This is a genomic window from Pokkaliibacter plantistimulans, assembly GCF_003194385.1.
In the GTDB taxonomy this organism is placed as follows: Bacteria; Pseudomonadota; Gammaproteobacteria; order Pseudomonadales; family Balneatricaceae; genus Pokkaliibacter; species Pokkaliibacter plantistimulans.
Genome location: NZ_LAPT01000027.1, coordinates 56,289 through 72,891, shown reverse-complemented (window position 1 = coordinate 72,891; position 16,603 = coordinate 56,289). Strand labels below are relative to the sequence as shown.

Annotated in this window: 31 protein-coding genes; 1 reads left to right on the top strand and 30 read right to left on the bottom strand. The window is 51.2% G+C overall.

Annotation, left to right across the window (positions count from 1 at the left end; all coding sequences use genetic code 11):
- Window positions 1-292 precede the first annotated feature (292 nt).
- From rplQ to WH50_RS06860, 30 genes are all read right to left on the bottom strand, one after another.
- Entirely contained in the window at window positions 293-685 is a 393-nt protein-coding gene (gene rplQ / locus WH50_RS07005) for a 50S ribosomal protein L17 (RefSeq protein ID WP_104156788.1), read from the bottom strand.
- Window positions 686-726: 41 nt separating this feature from the next.
- A complete protein-coding gene (locus WH50_RS07000; protein WP_104156789.1) occupies window positions 727-1,728 on the bottom strand; it encodes a DNA-directed RNA polymerase subunit alpha in 1,002 nt (333 codons plus the stop codon).
- A 36-nt stretch (window positions 1,729-1,764) separates the two neighbouring features.
- The gene (rpsD, locus tag WH50_RS06995) at window positions 1,765-2,385 is read right to left on the bottom strand and encodes a 30S ribosomal protein S4 (RefSeq protein WP_110186663.1); all 621 of its coding nucleotides are present in this window, start codon (window positions 2,383-2,385) and stop codon (window positions 1,765-1,767) included.
- Window positions 2,386-2,399: 14 nt separating this feature from the next.
- Window positions 2,400-2,789, bottom strand: coding sequence for a 30S ribosomal protein S11 (gene rpsK, locus WH50_RS06990; protein WP_104156791.1), 390 nt, complete (start codon window positions 2,787-2,789; stop codon window positions 2,400-2,402).
- 22 nt (window positions 2,790-2,811) lie between these two features.
- The gene (rpsM, locus tag WH50_RS06985) at window positions 2,812-3,168 is read right to left on the bottom strand and encodes a 30S ribosomal protein S13 (RefSeq protein ID WP_104156792.1); all 357 of its coding nucleotides are present in this window, start codon (window positions 3,166-3,168) and stop codon (window positions 2,812-2,814) included.
- A gap of 142 nt (window positions 3,169-3,310) precedes the next feature.
- A complete protein-coding gene (rpmJ, locus tag WH50_RS06980) occupies window positions 3,311-3,427 on the bottom strand; it encodes a 50S ribosomal protein L36 (protein ID WP_007021200.1) in 117 nt (38 codons plus the stop codon).
- Window positions 3,428-3,460: 33 nt separating this feature from the next.
- The gene (gene secY, locus WH50_RS06975; RefSeq protein WP_104156793.1) at window positions 3,461-4,780 is read right to left on the bottom strand and encodes a preprotein translocase subunit SecY; all 1,320 of its coding nucleotides are present in this window, start codon (window positions 4,778-4,780) and stop codon (window positions 3,461-3,463) included.
- 6 nt (window positions 4,781-4,786) lie between these two features.
- The gene (rplO, locus tag WH50_RS06970) at window positions 4,787-5,221 is read right to left on the bottom strand and encodes a 50S ribosomal protein L15 (RefSeq protein ID WP_110186662.1); all 435 of its coding nucleotides are present in this window, start codon (window positions 5,219-5,221) and stop codon (window positions 4,787-4,789) included.
- A gap of 10 nt (window positions 5,222-5,231) precedes the next feature.
- Entirely contained in the window at window positions 5,232-5,414 is a 183-nt protein-coding gene (gene rpmD, locus WH50_RS06965) for a 50S ribosomal protein L30 (protein ID WP_104156795.1), read from the bottom strand.
- A 6-nt stretch (window positions 5,415-5,420) separates the two neighbouring features.
- Window positions 5,421-5,921: a 30S ribosomal protein S5 gene (rpsE, locus tag WH50_RS06960; protein ID WP_104156902.1), complete on the bottom strand. Its 501-nt coding sequence runs from the start codon at window positions 5,919-5,921 to the stop codon at window positions 5,421-5,423.
- A gap of 9 nt (window positions 5,922-5,930) precedes the next feature.
- A complete protein-coding gene (gene rplR, locus WH50_RS06955; RefSeq protein WP_104156796.1) occupies window positions 5,931-6,281 on the bottom strand; it encodes a 50S ribosomal protein L18 in 351 nt (116 codons plus the stop codon).
- Window positions 6,282-6,292: 11 nt separating this feature from the next.
- Window positions 6,293-6,826 (bottom strand): 50S ribosomal protein L6, encoded by a 534-nt coding sequence (gene rplF / locus WH50_RS06950; protein WP_104156797.1) that lies wholly within the window; start codon window positions 6,824-6,826, stop codon window positions 6,293-6,295.
- Window positions 6,827-6,838: 12 nt separating this feature from the next.
- On the bottom strand, window positions 6,839-7,231 hold the full coding sequence (gene rpsH, locus WH50_RS06945) for a 30S ribosomal protein S8 (protein WP_104156798.1): 393 nt from the start codon (window positions 7,229-7,231) through the stop codon (window positions 6,839-6,841).
- A 52-nt stretch (window positions 7,232-7,283) separates the two neighbouring features.
- A complete protein-coding gene (gene rpsN, locus WH50_RS06940; protein ID WP_104156799.1) occupies window positions 7,284-7,589 on the bottom strand; it encodes a 30S ribosomal protein S14 in 306 nt (101 codons plus the stop codon).
- Between the two features lie 14 nt (window positions 7,590-7,603).
- Complete coding sequence (gene rplE, locus WH50_RS06935; RefSeq protein ID WP_104156800.1) at window positions 7,604-8,143, bottom strand: 50S ribosomal protein L5; 540 nt, start codon at window positions 8,141-8,143, stop codon at window positions 7,604-7,606.
- 11 nt (window positions 8,144-8,154) lie between these two features.
- Window positions 8,155-8,472 carry a 50S ribosomal protein L24 gene (gene rplX / locus WH50_RS06930; protein WP_104156801.1) on the bottom strand — a complete coding sequence of 106 codons (318 nt, stop codon included), beginning with the start codon at window positions 8,470-8,472 and terminating at the stop codon, window positions 8,155-8,157.
- Between the two features lie 35 nt (window positions 8,473-8,507).
- Window positions 8,508-8,876 carry a 50S ribosomal protein L14 gene (gene rplN, locus WH50_RS06925; RefSeq protein WP_104156802.1) on the bottom strand — a complete coding sequence of 123 codons (369 nt, stop codon included), beginning with the start codon at window positions 8,874-8,876 and terminating at the stop codon, window positions 8,508-8,510.
- 86 nt (window positions 8,877-8,962) lie between these two features.
- Window positions 8,963-9,220 carry a 30S ribosomal protein S17 gene (gene rpsQ / locus WH50_RS06920; protein WP_110186661.1) on the bottom strand — a complete coding sequence of 86 codons (258 nt, stop codon included), beginning with the start codon at window positions 9,218-9,220 and terminating at the stop codon, window positions 8,963-8,965.
- A 1-nt stretch (window position 9,221) separates the two neighbouring features.
- On the bottom strand, window positions 9,222-9,413 hold the full coding sequence (gene rpmC / locus WH50_RS06915; protein WP_104156804.1) for a 50S ribosomal protein L29: 192 nt from the start codon (window positions 9,411-9,413) through the stop codon (window positions 9,222-9,224).
- Window positions 9,413-9,826, bottom strand: a complete 414-nt coding sequence (gene rplP / locus WH50_RS06910; protein WP_104156805.1) for a 50S ribosomal protein L16 — start codon at window positions 9,824-9,826, stop codon at window positions 9,413-9,415. The genes rpmC and rplP overlap by 1 nt, the downstream gene beginning before the upstream one ends.
- A 17-nt stretch (window positions 9,827-9,843) precedes the next feature.
- The gene (gene rpsC / locus WH50_RS06905; RefSeq protein ID WP_104156806.1) at window positions 9,844-10,524 is read right to left on the bottom strand and encodes a 30S ribosomal protein S3; all 681 of its coding nucleotides are present in this window, start codon (window positions 10,522-10,524) and stop codon (window positions 9,844-9,846) included.
- A 12-nt stretch (window positions 10,525-10,536) separates the two neighbouring features.
- Complete coding sequence (gene rplV / locus WH50_RS06900; RefSeq protein WP_104156807.1) at window positions 10,537-10,869, bottom strand: 50S ribosomal protein L22; 333 nt, start codon at window positions 10,867-10,869, stop codon at window positions 10,537-10,539.
- Window positions 10,870-10,883: 14 nt separating this feature from the next.
- Window positions 10,884-11,159 (bottom strand): 30S ribosomal protein S19, encoded by a 276-nt coding sequence (gene rpsS / locus WH50_RS06895; protein ID WP_104156808.1) that lies wholly within the window; start codon window positions 11,157-11,159, stop codon window positions 10,884-10,886.
- A 17-nt stretch (window positions 11,160-11,176) separates the two neighbouring features.
- Entirely contained in the window at window positions 11,177-12,004 is an 828-nt protein-coding gene (rplB, locus tag WH50_RS06890) for a 50S ribosomal protein L2 (protein WP_104156809.1), read from the bottom strand.
- Window positions 12,005-12,018: 14 nt separating this feature from the next.
- Window positions 12,019-12,315 (bottom strand): 50S ribosomal protein L23, encoded by a 297-nt coding sequence (gene rplW, locus WH50_RS06885; protein WP_104156810.1) that lies wholly within the window; start codon window positions 12,313-12,315, stop codon window positions 12,019-12,021.
- Window positions 12,312-12,917, bottom strand: coding sequence for a 50S ribosomal protein L4 (rplD, locus tag WH50_RS06880; protein ID WP_104156811.1), 606 nt, complete (start codon window positions 12,915-12,917; stop codon window positions 12,312-12,314). Before rplD ends, rplW begins: the two co-directional genes overlap by 4 nt.
- Window positions 12,918-12,931: 14 nt before the next feature.
- Entirely contained in the window at window positions 12,932-13,570 is a 639-nt protein-coding gene (gene rplC, locus WH50_RS06875) for a 50S ribosomal protein L3 (RefSeq protein ID WP_104156812.1), read from the bottom strand.
- Between the two features lie 101 nt (window positions 13,571-13,671).
- Window positions 13,672-13,983 carry a 30S ribosomal protein S10 gene (rpsJ, locus tag WH50_RS06870; RefSeq protein WP_104156903.1) on the bottom strand — a complete coding sequence of 104 codons (312 nt, stop codon included), beginning with the start codon at window positions 13,981-13,983 and terminating at the stop codon, window positions 13,672-13,674.
- A 301-nt stretch (window positions 13,984-14,284) separates the two neighbouring features.
- A complete protein-coding gene (locus WH50_RS06865; protein ID WP_110186660.1) occupies window positions 14,285-14,950 on the bottom strand; it encodes a TetR/AcrR family transcriptional regulator in 666 nt (221 codons plus the stop codon).
- Between the two features lie 112 nt (window positions 14,951-15,062).
- Window positions 15,063-15,722, bottom strand: a complete 660-nt coding sequence (locus WH50_RS06860) for a cytochrome b/b6 domain-containing protein (protein ID WP_165838338.1) — start codon at window positions 15,720-15,722, stop codon at window positions 15,063-15,065.
- Window positions 15,723-15,824: 102 nt separating this feature from the next.
- On the opposite strand from WH50_RS06860, the gene WH50_RS06855 reads away from it, so the two are divergent.
- Window positions 15,825-16,595, top strand: coding sequence for an alpha/beta fold hydrolase (locus WH50_RS06855; RefSeq protein ID WP_341476825.1), 771 nt, complete (start codon window positions 15,825-15,827; stop codon window positions 16,593-16,595).
- The last annotated feature ends 8 nt before the right edge of the window (window positions 16,596-16,603 follow it).

The window sequence follows — 16,603 nt, the reverse complement described above, 5'->3', positions numbered from 1 at the left end:
GCAACCGAGAACGTCAGCTGGTTGTCGAAGACTAGCTGGTCCTCCAACTTCTGCACTGTAAATATCGCAGTAATAGAAAGCCTGGCCACCGCAGGGCTTTCTACTTGAAATCAACAGAAGACAGAGCAGACAGAGCAGACAGAGCAGACAGAGCAGACAGAGCAGACAGAGCAGACAGAGCAGACAGAGCAGACAGAGCAGACAGAATAGTAACAAGAACAATAACCCTACAAATAAAAATGCCCGTTAGCTCTCACTAACGGGCATTTTTTACACCTTGTGGTGATCTACCTTATTCGCCAGCTTCTTCAACAGCTACAGCGTTTTCAGGACGATCAACCAGCTCAACGAACGCCATGGGAGCGCTGTCGCCAGGGCGGAAACCGCATTTCAGAATGCGGATGTAGCCACCGGGACGAGCCTCATAGCGAGGACCCAGTTCGTTGAACAGCTTACCTACAGCCTCTTTGCTGCGGGTACGAGCGAAAGCCAGACGGCGATTTGCTACGGAGTCAACCTTAGCCAGGGTGATCAGCGGCTCAGCAAAGCGACGCAGTTCTTTCGCCTTCGGCAGAGTAGTCTTAATCACTTCGTTTTCGAACAGTGACACCGCCATGTTCTTGAACATGGCCTTGCGGTGTGCACTGGTACGATTAAAGTGGCGACCGCTTTTACGATGACGCATGTCTAATTCCTTACCAAACTCAAGTGTTGGTAGCTAGGTGGTCAGGATGCAGCTTTATCGTCATTGCGCAGGGAGGCCGGCGGCCAATTCTCCAAACGCATGCCAAGCGACAGACCACGGGAGGCCAACACATCTTTAATTTCAGTCAGAGATTTCTTACCCAGGTTGGGAGTCTTGAGCAACTCAACCTCTGTACGCTGGATAAGATCGCCGATGTAATAGATGTTTTCTGCTTTCAAACAGTTTGCAGAACGAACGGTCAGTTCAAGCTCGTCTACCGGGCGCAGCAGAATAGGATCGAACTCTTCCTCTTCTTTCACAGGCTCTGGCTCTTTGTCTGCTTCCAGATCAACGAACACAGCCAGCTGCTGTTGCAGAATGGTAGCGGCACGACGGATAGCTTCTTCAGGATCAATGGTACCATTGGTTTCCAGATCGATGACCAGCTTGTCCAAGTCAGTACGCTGCTCTACACGAGCACTTTCTACAACATAGGCCACGCGGCGAACCGGGCTGTAGCTGGCATCCAGCTGCAGGCGGCCGATAACACGGCTTTCATCGTCCGCTGCAAGACGGTTGTCTGCAGGAACATAACCACGACCACGAGTGATCTTCAACTGAGCTGACAAGCTACCAGCTTCGTTCAGATGAGCGATCACGTGATCGGGGTTGATAACTTCAACGTCATGAGGCAGCTCAAGATCTGCTGCTGTGACGACACCGGGGCTTTTCTTGTTCAGCTTCAGCGTCGCTTCTTCCCCGCTATGCATAGCTACTGCTACGCCTTTGAGGTTCAGCAGAATCTCAATCACATCTTCTTGAACGCCTTCAATAGCGCTGTACTCATGAAGTACGCCATCAATCTGTACTTCAGTGATAGCACATCCTGGCATTGAAGAAAGCAGGATGCGACGCAGGGCATTACCCAAGGTGTGGCCGAAGCCCCTTTCCAGGGGCTCCAGGGTCACTTTTGCATGAGTCTTGCTGATTTCCTGCACGTCAATATGACGTGGGGTTAGAAATTCGCTGACTGAACGCTGCATAGTTCCACCTAGTGTTGAAGTTGAACTGCTGACTAATTACTTAGAGTACAGCTCAACAATCAGGTTTTCATTGATGTCTGAGGGAAGATCGCTACGCTCTGGAAGAGTTTTGAATACACCTTCCATTTTGTTCGCATCAACCTCGACCCACTGAACAGGTGCACGCTGAGCTGCCAAGTCCAGTGCGCTCTTGATACGCAGCTGGCTTTTTGATTTCTCACGTACAGCCACAACATCACCAGGAACAACCTGGTAAGAAGGGATGTTCACAGCCTTACCATTAACGGTAATAGCTTTGTGAGAAACGATCTGGCGAGCTTCTGCACGAGTAGCTCCGAAGCCCATGCGATAAACTACGTTATCCAGACGGCCTTCCAGCAATTTCAGCAGGTTTTCACCAGTTGCGCCCTTCAAACGGGCAGCGTTTTTGTAATAGTTACGGAATTGACGCTCAAGAATGCCGTAAATACGACGAACTTTTTGCTTTTCACGCAACTGCAGACCGTAGTCAGACAGACGACCACGACGGGCGCCATGTACGCCAGGAGCGGTGTCTACTTTGCATTTTGAATCCAGCGCACGGACGCCGCTTTTCAGGAACAGATCTGTTCCCTCACGACGAGACAGCTTGCACTTGGGTCCGATATAACGAGCCATTTACCGTCTCCTAGTTATACACGACGCTTCTTGGGAGGACGACAGCCGTTGTGAGGGATCGGCGTTACGTCCGTGATGTTGGTGATCTTGTAACCTACAGCGTTCAAAGCACGAACGGCAGATTCACGACCTGGACCTGGTCCTTTGACCAGAACATCCAGATTCTTCAGACCATATTCCAACGCTACCTGTCCGGCACGCTCTGCAGCTACCTGAGCTGCGAACGGGGTGCTCTTACGAGAACCACGGAAACCGGAACCACCAGCGGTAGCCCAAGAAAGGGTGTTACCTTGACGATCAGTAATGGTCACGATGGTGTTGTTAAACGAAGCGTGGATGTGTGCTACGCCGTCAACAACCTGCTTCTTGACCTTTTTACGGGTACGAGCACTAGGCTTGGCCATACGAAAATTCCTTCGCTAACGCTTACTTGCGGATCGGTTTACGCGGGCCCTTACGAGTGCGCGCGTTGGTCTTGGTACGTTGACCACGAACCGGAAGATTGCGACGATGACGCAGGCCACGATAGCAGCCCAGGTCCATCAGACGCTTGATACTCATAGAGATTTCGCGACGAAGGTCACCTTCGACGGTATGCTTGGCTACTTCGCCACGCAGAATATCAAGCGTCTCTTCAGACAGATCAGCGATCTTTGTAGACGGCGCGATACCAACGGTATCACACAGCTGTTTAGCAGTAGTGCGGCCGATCCCATAGATATAAGTCAGGGAGATCACCGCATGCTTATTGTCAGGAATATTGACGCCAGCTATACGGGCCATTCAATTTACTCCGATACTTGAACTCGCCAGAGCGAGCTTCGACAATAGGGTATGAACCGTCGAAGGAAGACGCGCTATATTTTGTCTGACATGTTCTAAATCAGGCCAGACGAACGCACTTCTCAACGAACGAAAAGGCAACTTAGCCTTGACGCTGCTTGTGACGGGGTTCAACTTTGCAGATCACGCGAACGGAACCGTTGCGACGTACGATCTTGCAGTTACGACAAATTTTCTTTACAGAGGCACGAACTTTCATGCTTCACTCCATAGAGTTCCAGGGTTTTGGCGATCAGAGACCGCCAATTCCACGTAAATTGGACTTACGCATCAGCGACTCATACTGATGAGACATCAGATGAGATTGAACCTGCGCCATAAAATCCATAACCACTACCACGACGATCAGCAACGACGTCCCACCGAAATAGAAGGGGACATGCCACGCAACCACAAGGAACTGAGGCAGAAGGGACACTGCAGTGATGTACAAACCACCAGCAAGCGTCAAGCGGGTCAGAACATTGTCAATATAACGTGCAGACTGATCGCCTGGACGAATTCCAGGAATCAATGCGCCAGACTTCTTCAGGTTGTCAGCAACATCCTTCGGATTGAATACCAGCGCAGTGTAGAAGAAACAGAAGAACAGTATACTAATCGCAAATACCAGAAGATACAATGGCTGACCAGGTGATAATGCCAACGCAATATCCTGAAGCCACTGCATACTCTCACTCTGACCAAACCACTGACCTACAGAGGCCGGAAACAGCAGAATACTGGATGCGAAAATTGGTGGAATTACACCTGCCATATTCACCTTCAAGGGAAGGTGACTAGTTTGAGCCGCATACATACGGCGCCCTTGCTGACGCTTAGCGTAGTTAATAGTGATACGACGCTGACCACGCTCAACAAAGACAACAAATGCAATTGTCGCCACAGCCAATACTGCAATACCCAGCAGAACCAGGATATTCATGTCGCCCTGACGTGCTGCCTCAAAAGACTGCCCAATTGCTCGGGGTAGTCCTGCAACGATGCCAGAGAAAATCAGTATTGAGATACCGTTACCGATGCCCTTCTCAGTTACTTGTTCGCCAAGCCACATCATGAAGACAGAGCCGGCAACCAGGGTAGAAACCGCAACAATGTAGAAACCAAGGCTCGCCTCAAAAGCAATACCTTGGTTTGCTAGACCAACAGCCAAGCCAAAAGATTGGAAGGATGCCAATACCACAGTACCATAACGTGTGTACTGGGTAATTTTACGACGACCACCCTCACCTTCTTTCTTTAGCTGCTCTAACTGCGGAACCACCACGGTTAGGAGCTGCATGATAATCGATGCTGAAATGTAGGGCATAATACCCAACGCAAAGATACTCATGCGCTCAAGGGCACCACCTGAAAACATGTTGAACAAGCTCAGAATGGTACCCTGGTTCTGTTCGAACATGGCTGCAAGGCGATCAGGATTGATCCCCGGCACTGGTATGTGGGCACCAATTCGGTACACCACGATAGCCAACAATACAAAGCGCAAACGAGCCCAAAGCTCACCTAAACCACTTTGCACACCTGCCGGAATATTTCCTTGCTTAGCCATTGAACATTATTCCTCGACTTTTCCGCCTGCAGCTTCGATTGCAGCTTTCGCACCAGCGGTCACACGCAGACCACGGATAGTAACTGCTTTCGTCACTTCACCAGACAGAATGATCTTCGCACGCTTGATGGAGCCGTTGATGACATTGGCAGCACGCAATGCAGCCAGATCAACAACTTCACCTTCAACAGCAGCCAGCTCAGACAAACGCACTTCAGCGGTAGTCATTGCCATGCGAGAGATAAAGCCAAACTTGGGCAGACGACGCTGAATTGGCATCTGACCGCCTTCGAAGCCTACACGGATGCCGCCACCAGCACGTGACTTAGCACCTTTGTGACCACGACCAGCAGTTTTGCCCAGACCGCTACCAATACCGCGGCCTACACGCTTCGCTACCTTCTTAGCACCTTCACCAGGGCTCAGATTATTCAAATACATAATCTTCTCCTCACTCGGCCTCAACGCGAACCAGATAGTTCACCTTGTTAATCATGCCGCGGATTGAAGGGGTGTCTTGCAGCTCAACGGTGTGACCAATGCGACGCAGACCCAGGCCAACGACTGTAGCGCGATGCTTGGGCTGCTTGCCGAATGGGCTGCGAACCAGAGTTACTTTCAAAGTCTTAGACATGGTCAATTACCCCAGAATTTCTTCAACGGTTTTGCCACGCTTAGCAGCGATCTCTTCTGGAGACTTGGTCATCTGCAGACCTTTGAAAGTGGCGCGAACCACGTTCACAGGATTGGTAGACCCATAGCACTTAGCCAGAACGTTATGAACGCCTGCCATTTCCAGAACGGAGCGCATAGCACCACCGGCAATTACACCAGTACCTTCTGAAGCGGGCTGCATGTAGATCTTGGAGGCACCATGAGCGGCTTTAACTGGATACTGAATAGTACCGCCGTTCAATTCAACCTTGATCATGTTGCGGCGAGCAGCTTCCATCGCTTTAGCGATAGCAGCAGGCACTTCACGCGCTTTACCACGACCAAAACCTACACGACCTTTACCGTCACCTACTACGGTCAAAGCAGTAAAGGCAAAGATACGACCGCCTTTCACTACTTTGGCAACACGGTTGACCTGAACCAGCTTTTCCTGGAGATCACCGTCTTTCTGTTCGATGTTTGCCATCATTGCACCTTAGAATTCCAGACCACCTTCACGAGCGGCGTCAGCCAGGGCTTTAACACGACCATGGTATTTAAAACCGGCACGATCGAAAGCCACTTTCTTAACACCCGCTTCCAGCGCACGCTGAGCCAACAAAGTACCAACTTTGCTAGCAGCATCAGCGTTACCGGTTTGACCGCTACGCAGCTCTTGATCCAGAGTGGATGCTTGAGCCAGCACACGACCACCACAGGGAGAAAACACCTGTGCATAGATGTGACGGGGTGTACGGAATACTGTCAGGCGGTTCTCGCCCAGTTCGCGCATTTTGTAACGACCGCGAGCGGCGCGACGCAAACGGGAAACTTTTTTCTCGTTCATAGAATCCTGCCTTACTTCTTCTTAGCCTCTTTGCGACGAACGACTTCGTCAGCATAACGGATACCCTTGCCTTTGTAGGGTTCCGGCGCACGGAAGGCGCGGATTTCGGCCGCTACTTGGCCGATCTGCTGTTTGTCGATACCTTTCAGAACAACAGAGGTCTGGCTAGGAGTTTCAGCAGTTACACCGGCAGGGAGTTTGTATTCAACTGGGTGAGAGAAACCCAGGGTCAGACTCAGCACTTCGCCTTTGGCAGCAGCACGGTAACCAACGCCTACCAGCTCGAGCTTGCGCTCAAAACCAGAAGTAACGCCCAGAACCATGTTGTTCACCAACGCACGAACAGTACCTGACATCGCTTTGGCTTGAATGCTGCCATCACGAGCTGCAAACACTACCTGGTTGTCTTCTTGAGAGACAACAACAGAAGAATGTACAGACAGGCTCAGCTGGCCATTTTTGCCTTTTACAGTCAGCTCCTGACCAGCCAGTTGAACTTCAACACCAGCAGGAATGACAACAGGCTTCTTAGCAACACGAGACATCTCACAACCTCCTTAGAATACTGTGCAGATGACTTCGCCACCCACGCCAGCGGCGCGAGCTGCACGATCGGTCATCACACCTTTGGAGGTGGAAACGATAGCAATACCCAGACCGCCTTCTACCTTGGGCAGATCACTGCGGCTCTTGTATTGACGCAGACCAGGACGGCTTACACGCTTGATATGCTCAATAACGGGTTTGCCTTCATAGTACTTAAGGTCAATAGTCAGACTGGGTTTCACATTTTCATCTACTTTGTAGTCAGCAATGTAGCCTTCGTCTTTCAACACTTTGGCTACCGCTACCTTCAGCTTAGATGAGGGCATGGTCACAGCGGCATGATTAGCCATGTGAGCATTGCGAATACGGGTAACCATATCCGCTAGGGTATCTTGCATACTCATTAAAATTAACTCCTGAAAACTATTGTGCAGCTGGGTTTGGCTCGCAAACCGCTTACCAACTAGCTTTCTTCAAGCCTGGCACATCACCACGCATTGCCGCTTCACGCAGCATAATACGTGACAGACCAAACTTGCGATAAACTCCGTGAGGGCGACCGGTCAGCTGGCAGCGACGCTGCTGGCGAACAGGACTAGCATCACGTGGCAGCTTCTGCAGAGCTACCAGAGCATCCCAACGGTCATCGTCAGAAGTAGCCGGATTAGCAATAATTGCCTTCAGTTCAGCACGCTTGGCGGCGTGCTTGGCAACGGTCTCAGTTCGCTTTGCTTCGCGATTTTTCATACTGATTTTAGCCATGGTTCACGCCTCCATTACTTACGGAACGGGAAGTTCAGAGCAGCGAGAAGGGCACGACCTTCATCGTTGGTCACTGCTGTTGTGGTAATAGTGATGTCCATACCACGCAGCTTATCCACCTTGTCATATTCGATTTCGGGGAAAATGATCTGCTCTTTAACACCCATGCTGTAGTTGCCACGACCGTCGAAGGACTTGCCATTAAGACCACGGAAGTCACGGATACGTGGAACAGCGATATCAATCAGACGATCCAGGAATTCCCACATACGTTCGCCGCGCAGAGTTACCTTGCAGCCGATGGGCCAACCTTCACGAATTTTGAAACCAGCAACGGATTTACGCGCCAGCGTTACCACAGGCTTCTGACCACTGATTGCAGTCATATCTGCAACCGCGCTCTCGATCTGTTTCTTGTCACCTACAGCCTCACCCACACCCATGTTCAGAGTGATCTTGGTGATGCGAGGAACCTGCATCGGGTTGTCGTAACCAAACTGCTCAGTCAGTTTGGCCACCACTTCTTTCTTGTACAGCTCTTTCAAGCGTGACATGGCCAAACTCCTTAAGCACCAATAATTTCTTGAGTGGACTTGAACACACGCACTTTGCTTCCATCCTCAAGGATCTTGAAGCCTACGCGGTCGCCCTTACCACTCTTTGGATTGAAGATAGCAACGTTAGAAGTTGCGATTCCCGCTTCCTTCTCAACGATACCACCTGGTTGGTTCAGAAGCGGGTTAGGCTTCTGGTGCTTTTTGACCATGTTGATGCCAGAAACGATGAGACGATCATCTTTCAGAACGGCCAGCACTTTACCGCGCTTGCCTTTATCTTTACCGGCGATAACGATTACTTCATCGTCACGTCTAATTTTACGCATAGTTCCAGTATCCTTTCCTACTACCTTCTCGTGCCTTACAGCACTTCAGGAGCCAGGGAAATGATTTTCATGAATTTCTCACCACGCAGCTCGCGCGTTACCGGCCCAAAAATGCGGGTACCGATCGGCTCAAGCTTGTTATTCAACAGCACGGCAGAATTCACATCAAAACGAATCAGAGAACCGTCAGAACGGCGTACACCCTTCTTGGTGCGAACAACCACTGCGTTCATCACCTGTCCCTTCTTCACCTTACCGCGAGGAATAGCTTCCTTTACGGTTACTTTTACAATGTCACCAATTCCAGCGTAGCGACGGTGTGAACCGCCCAACACCTTGATACATTGCACACGCTTGGCACCGCTATTATCAGCGACGTCCAGCATACTTTCTGTCTGAATCATGGTCTACTCCACATAGACAAAACAGCACTTATCCCATCAGGTCATTCCTGACGGGATAAGCACAGAGGAGCAAAAGAGCCGAGATTTTACACCTTCGCGGCGCGCTCTTCAATCTTCACCAGCTTCCAAGTTTTAGTCTTTGAAAAAGGACGTGTTTCTTGGATGGTTACCAGATCACCAATCTGACACTCATTAGTTTCATCATGAGCTTTCAGTTTGGTTGAGCGCTTCACATACTTGCCGTAAATCGGGTGCTTTACTTTACGCTCAATCAGGACAGTGATGGTTTTATCCATCTTGTCGCTGACAACCCGACCGGTCTCAGTGCGAATTACTTTTTCCATCTTAGTTACCAGCCTTCTCGTTCAGCACCGTCTTTACACGGCTGATGTCGCGACGGACATTGCCGAGCAAGTGAGTCTGAGCCAGCTGCCCAGAAGCTTTCTGCATACGCAGGTTGAACTGGTCTTTCAGCAGACCCAGCAACACCTGCTGCAGCTCAGCTACGGATTTATCACGCAGTTCTGCAGTTTTCATTACATTACCGTCCGCTTAACAAAGGTGGTTTCAACCGGAAGCTTGGCAGCTGCCAGAGCGAAAGCCTCCTGAGCCAGGGACTCAGCAACACCTTCCATCTCGAACAGAACCTTGCCAGGCTGAACTTCAGCCACCCAGTATTCCACGCTACCTTTACCACTACCCATACGCACTTCAAGAGGCTTCTCGGTAATGGGCTTGTCGGGGAATACACGGATCCAAATCTTACCACCACGTTTTACGTGACGGGTCATTGCGCGACGAGCCGCTTCAATCTGACGAGCAGTGATACGGCCGCGCTCAGTCGTCTTCAAACCAAAGTCGCCGAAGCTGACTTTGTTTCCACGCAGCGCCAGGCCACGGTTACGACCTTTGTGCATTTTGCGGAATTTTGTACGCTTAGGTTGCAGCATGGGACGTATCCTCTACCTTACTTGCCTTTCTTCTTAGGCGCGTTTTTCTCGGCACGTACCTGTTCGATACCACCCAGAACCTCACCCTTGAAGATCCACACTTTCACACCGATCACACCATAAGTGGTGTGTGCTTCGGCAGTGTTGTAGTCGATGTCGGCACGCAAAGTGTGCAGAGGTACACGACCCTCGCGATACCATTCGGTACGCGCGATCTCAGCACCACCCAAACGACCAGAAACCTGAATCTTGATACCCTTGGCACCCAGACGCATTGCGTTCTGAACCGCGCGCTTCATAGCACGACGGAACATAACACGACGCTCCAGCTGCTGCGCTACTGACTGTGCAGTCAGTTTGGCATCCAGCTCAGGCTTACGAATTTCTTCGATGTTGATATGGACTGGAACGCCCATCATGCCAGAAATATCCTGGCGCAGTTTTTCAACATCTTCACCTTTCTTGCCGATCACGATACCGGGACGAGCAGTATGAATGGTGATCCGAGCATTGTTTGCAGGACGCTCGATTTCAATACGGCTAACAGAGGCCGCTTTCAGCTTGTCTTCCAGATACTTGCGCACCTGAAGATCGTTCAGCAGCTTCTTGGCATATTCGCCACGACCGGCGTACCACACAGAGGTGTGATCCTTGGTGACACCCAGTCGGTAGCCTGTAGGATGTACTTTCTGACCCATGACGGTGTCTCCTTAACGCTCAGCGACCTTGATGGTGATGTGGCAGGTGCGCTTCAGGATGCGATCTGCACGACCTTTCGCACGCGGCATGATGCGCTTCATAGTAGGACCTTCATCAACCATGATGGTCGCCACTTTCAGCTCATCAACATCAGCACCTTCGTTGTGCTCAGCGTTAGCAACGGCAGACTCCAGCACTTTCTTGACAATCTGAGCACCTTTTTTGGTGCTGAAAGCCAAAATATTCAGCGCTTCATCAATGCCCTTGCCACGGATCAAATCAGCGACCAGGCGGGCTTTCTGTGCAGAAAGGCGCGCGCCAGTCAGCTTAGCTACAGCTTCCATGGTTTACTCCTTTCTTACCGTTTAGCCTTCTTGTCTGCTGCGTGACCTTTGAAGGTACGTGTAGCAGCAAACTCACCCAACTTATGACCCACCATGTCTTCGGTGACGAACACCGGTACGTGCTGGCGACCATTATGGACTGCAATAGTCAACCCTACGAATTGAGGGAAGATAGTAGAGCGACGCGACCAGGTTTTGATTGGACGCTTTTCGCCCTTCTCTACTGCAGCCTCTACCTTCTTCAGCAAATGAAGGTCGATAAAAGGACCTTTCTTAAGTGAACGTGGCACAGCTGTTTCCTCTTAAATTACTTGGCAGTGCGACGGCGCACGATCATTTTAGTGGTGCGCTTGTTCTTGCGAGTCTTGTAACCCTTAGTTGGAACGCCCCATGGAGTAACTGGATGACGGCCACCAGAGGTACGACCTTCACCACCACCATGCGGGTGATCTACAGGGTTCATCGCCACACCACGAACGGTGGGACGAACACCACGCCAACGAGAAGCACCAGCTTTACCCAGATTACGCAGGCTATGTTCAGAGTTGCCCACTTCACCCAGGGTCGCACGGCAGTCGATGTGCACTTTGCGCATTTCGCCAGAACGCAGACGCAGGGTCGCATACTGACCTTCACGAGCAACCAGCTGTGCAGCAGCACCAGCAGAACGGCCCAGCTGAGCACCTTTACCAGGCTTCAGCTCGATACAGTGAACAGTGCTACCAACGGGAATGTTACGCAATTGCAAAGCGTTACCCGCTTTGATTGGCGCGTCCACACCAGACTGGATTTTGTCGCCAGCTTTTACACCTTTGGGAGCAATGATATAGCGACGCTCACCATCAGCGTACTTCAACAGCGCCAGATGCGCAGAGCGGTTAGGATCATATTCCAGACGCTCTACAACAGCAGGGATACCATCCTTGCTACGCTTGAAGTCAACCAGACGGTAATGACGCTTGTGACCACCACCAATATGACGAGTAGTGATACGACCGTTGTTGTTACGACCGCCAGACTTGCTCAGCTGCTCAACCAGAGGAGCATAGGGAGCACCCTTGTGCAGATCTTGGTTAACAACCTTTACTACGTGGCGACGGCCAGCAGAGGTCGGTTTACATTTAACGATTGCCATGACCAGAATCCCCCTTACTCAGCGCCAACGAAGTCAATATCATGACCTTCAGCCAGACGCACATAAGCCTTACGGATATTGGCGCGACGGCCCAGACCACGAGCAGTACGCTTGGTCTTGCCTTTGGCATTCAGCACGTTGACCTTTTCAACTTTGACGTTGAACAGCTCTTCTACGGCTTTCTTGATCTCAACACGGGTCGCGTCCTGAGTCACACGGAATACAACCTGCTGCGCGCCTTCGGCTACGATGGTTGCTTTCTCGGAGATGTGTGGACCGAGCAGAATTTTGAAGATGCGCTCTTGGTTCATCCCAGCAACTCCTCAAACTTTTTCAGAGCAGGAACAGTTACCAGAACCTTTTGGTGACCCACCAGAGAGACTGGATCAACACCAGCCACATCACGCACGTCAACGTGAGGCAGGTTACGAGCGGCCAGGTACAGATTCTGCTCGACGCTATCAGACACGACCAGTACATCATTGAGACCCAAGGTTTCGAGCTGAGCTACGAACGCCTTAGTTTTTGGGGTTTCAACTTTCAGGTCTTCGACAACCACCAGACGCTCCTGACGAACCAGTTCAGACAGGATGCAACGGATGGCTGCACGATACATTTTCTTGTTAACTTTCTGCTCGTAGTTACGAGGACTGTGAGCGAAAGTCACACCACCGCTACGCCACAGAGGGCTATTGGTGGAACCAACACGGGCACGACCAGTACCCTTCTGGCGCCATGGCTTCATGCCACCGCCACTTACTTCAGAGCGAGACAGGCTAGCTTTGCTACCTTGGCGAGCAGCAGCCAAGTAGGCTGTTACAACCTGGTGTACCAATGCTTCGTTGAATTCTTTTCCGAAGGTCAGCTCGGACACTTCAACCGTACCTTGAGCTCCGGCAATAGTCAGATTCATTGCGTTAGCCCCCTTTAGGCGCGTGCTTTAACAGCTGGTTGAATGATCAGGTCACCGCCGGTAGCACCAGGAACAGCGCCCTTGACCAACAGCAGATTGCGCTCAGCGTCAACGCGAACGATTTCCAGTGACTGAACGGTTACGCGCTCAGCACCCATGTGGCCTGCCATTTTCTTACCTTTGAAAACGCGACCGGGGGTCTGGCACTGACCGATTGAACCAGGTGCACGGTGAGAAACAGAGTTACCGTGGGTAGCGTCTTGGCTCAGGAAGTTGTGGCGCTTGATGCCACCCTGGAAGCCTTTACCCTTGGATTGGCCGGCAACGTCAATTTTCTGACCAGCTTCAAACTGTGCAACAGTCAGCTGATCGCCAACGTTGAAAGTCTGACCTTCTTGCAAACGGAATTCCCACAGACCACGACCCGCTTCAACACCAGCTTTGGCATAGTGACCAGCCAGCGGCTTGCTGACCAGAGAAGCACGACGTGAACCGGTAGTTACCTGTACAGCGGTATAACCATCAGTTTCAACGGTTTTAACCTGGGTAACACGGTTGGGTTCCACTTCGATAACAGTGACAGGTACAGAAGCACCATCTTCGGTAAAAATGCGAGTCATGCCCGCTTTTCTTCCGATTACACCAATTGTCATTTCAGTAATACCTCTAATGTGTACGGGGCTCATCACCCTCTATGGCTGCTCAATGACGAGCATTCCACGGCGCAGCGCACCAGTAGCAAAGCAGCTAAGAATTAACCCAGGCTGATCTGTACGTCGACACCTGCAGCCAGGTCCAGCTTCATCAGCGCATCAACTGTTTTTTCAGTTGGATCGACGATGTCGAGGACACGTTTAAAAGTACGAATTTCGTACTGATCGCGAGCGTCTTTGTTCACGTGCGGAGAAATCAGCACAGTGAAACGCTCTTTACGGGTAGGAAGCGGGATAGGACCACGCACCTGAGCGCCAGTCCGCTTAGCAGTCTCAACGATCTCCTGAGCGGAAGAGTCGATCAGGCGGTGATCAAACGCTTTCAACCGAATGCGAATTTTCTGGTTTTGCATGTTGATCACAGCTCCAATTCGAACGGCATTGCCGGTTCCCTTCAAAAAAAGGGTACGGAATTATACGCCGCACCCTCCTCACAAGCAAGACGAAACAAAGCCCGGAGCCGCCGTCGGACGCCAGGTATATTGCATGGAGGAGTCAATCTGAAGGGGGTGAACAAAAATCAGGGCCGCCCTACTGGCGACCCTATTTTGTACAGGGGCAGCATTATCACGCAAACACCGCAGATGGTCAAATATCATCCAGCATATTTGCTGACTTTTTTAGTGTAGAGCAATACCGCTTCGTGGCGAGCGATTACCTGACATGGGTCGAAGTATCTCTGGTCGCGATACCACACCCGACCAGCACCATATCAATCAGCTGATCGGTCAGTTCCCCATACTCTTCATCTGTCAGACAATCCTTGCCCATCACAGCCAGCACCTGAGTATTGAAATCAGCATAGTGCTGGGTCAAAGCCCAGAGGTAGATGATGAGTTGCACAGGATCAATCCTGCGCATTTTCCCCTGCTCTACCCAAGCACGAATAACTGCAGCACGTGACTGCACCCACTCGTACTGCTGTTTGCCGAGATAGGTCTGAAGAATGGGCGCGCCACGCAATACCTCTGAGGCAAAAATTTTCGACAGCTCTGGGCGCTCGCGGGAAAAGTGCATCTTGGCACGCACATAACGCGACAACACTTCTGCAGGTTCATCATCGGCAGTAATGTCTTCAAGGGTGAGGTTCCACTGGTTCATAATCGTTGCCAGCACCTCTTGATAGAGATCTTCCTTGCTGCCGAAATAGTAGTGCACCTGAGCTTTTGCCAGCCCAGCCCGCTCAGCGATAGCGCTAGTACTGGTCCCCTTGAAACCGTTACAGGCAAACTCCTGCTCTGCAGCTGCCAGAATGGCAGCCCTGCGCTTCAGTCGAATGCGCCCCATTTTTACCGGTGCGGCCTGAACAGGCTTAGTCATGCAGTCTCCTCACAAGCTCCGGCGCTCTTCCAATCTGGCGCCTCGGAACAGATTATAGCCACATTTAGATACAGTTGGCGGCCCAGTATAGGCACATACGCAACCAATGCCTTCAGAAATCCGCTACGGGCGCCCATTTGAGCATCAACAAAACCATCATTAGGGAAAGCCCCCATACCAACAATACCCGCCCCCTGCCAGCAGCAGGCACCGCAATATGTTCATCGCTGAGTTTCCAGCCTCTAATCATTGCTCGAACCAGCTTTTCACCTTTCATTTCATGCACAATAACCGCCAGCACATGCAAGGCAAAAAGCCCGAGCAATACATTAAACAGGCCTTTGTGCAGAGTGGTCAGAACATCACTCGCCTCCTTGCTGACGAGAAAAGCCAATGCCCCTGTAGTAAAGATATCGTCATTGGCCAGCAGCCCTGATGTGACTTGCAGACTTAACGTCAACAGCAGTGCTACCACCATCCAACCACCCAAAGGGTTATGTCCCAGACTGGGCACCGGGCCTGAACGCTGACGAGACTGCAGATAGGACGCCACTTGACCAGGCTTTTTTACAAATTCAGAGAAGCGAGAGTAGAAGCTCCCACAGAATCCCCAGCCCCAGCGAAAAAGCAGCAGCACCATAACGGCATAGCCAAAACGGGTGTGCCAGTCCATGTAACCGAGCTCAGCGCTGATCCACAACCCTGCTATCAGCCCCACCAACCCCCAGTGAAAAACTCGGGTAGAACCATCCCAGACCTTGACCTTGTGCACTTTCAACCTCCCTCATCGTCCTTTCATGCTTCCAAAGCGGATACCGGCTAACTGCATATCGTCTCCCTGCTATACTGCCCAGTCACACTACAAGGAGGCTCCATGTTGTCACTGAACTTTCAGCGTATCGGCACTGGTCCTACGCTGCTTATTCTGCACGGCCTGTTCGGCTCGTTAGATAACTGGGGCAGCGTCACCCGCCAGCTGGCAGAGCACTTTGACGTTATCAGTGTCGACTTGCGCAACCATGGTCGCTCAGAACATGCAAAACCGCATAGTTATCCTGCCATGTGTCAGGATGTTATCGACCTTCTCAGCCAGCTTAAGCTATCCCGAGTTCTGCTGATGGGGCATTCAATGGGTGGCAAGGTAGCGATGCAGCTTGCCCTGCAAGCACCTTCATTGATTGAACGCCTGATCGTGGTCGACATAGCCCCTGTGCACTATCCCCGACATCATGACGATGTTTTTCGGGGCCTTGAACAACTTGATCTGACACAGCTGACAAGCCGCTCTCAAGCTGACCAGCAGCTACAGCCGTATATAGAAGACGGCAGTGTGCGCTTGTTTCTGCTGAAAAATCTCTACCGTAATGAGTCAGGGCAATTTGCCTGGCGTTTCAACCTGACCACTCTCCGTGAGGACTACGACCAGATTAGCCAAGCGCCGTCAGGCAGTCCCTATCAGGGCCCCACATTATTTATCAAAGGAGAACGCTCAGCCTATATTACAGCCGAGTATAGAGATGCCGTTGTGCAGTTATTCCCACAGGCGGGTTACAAAGTAATACAGGATGCAGGCCACTGGCCTCATGCAGAGAAGCCGGAACTCTTTTTACGAATAGTGAATCGATTTCTGCATGCAGATAACTAATAACCAGA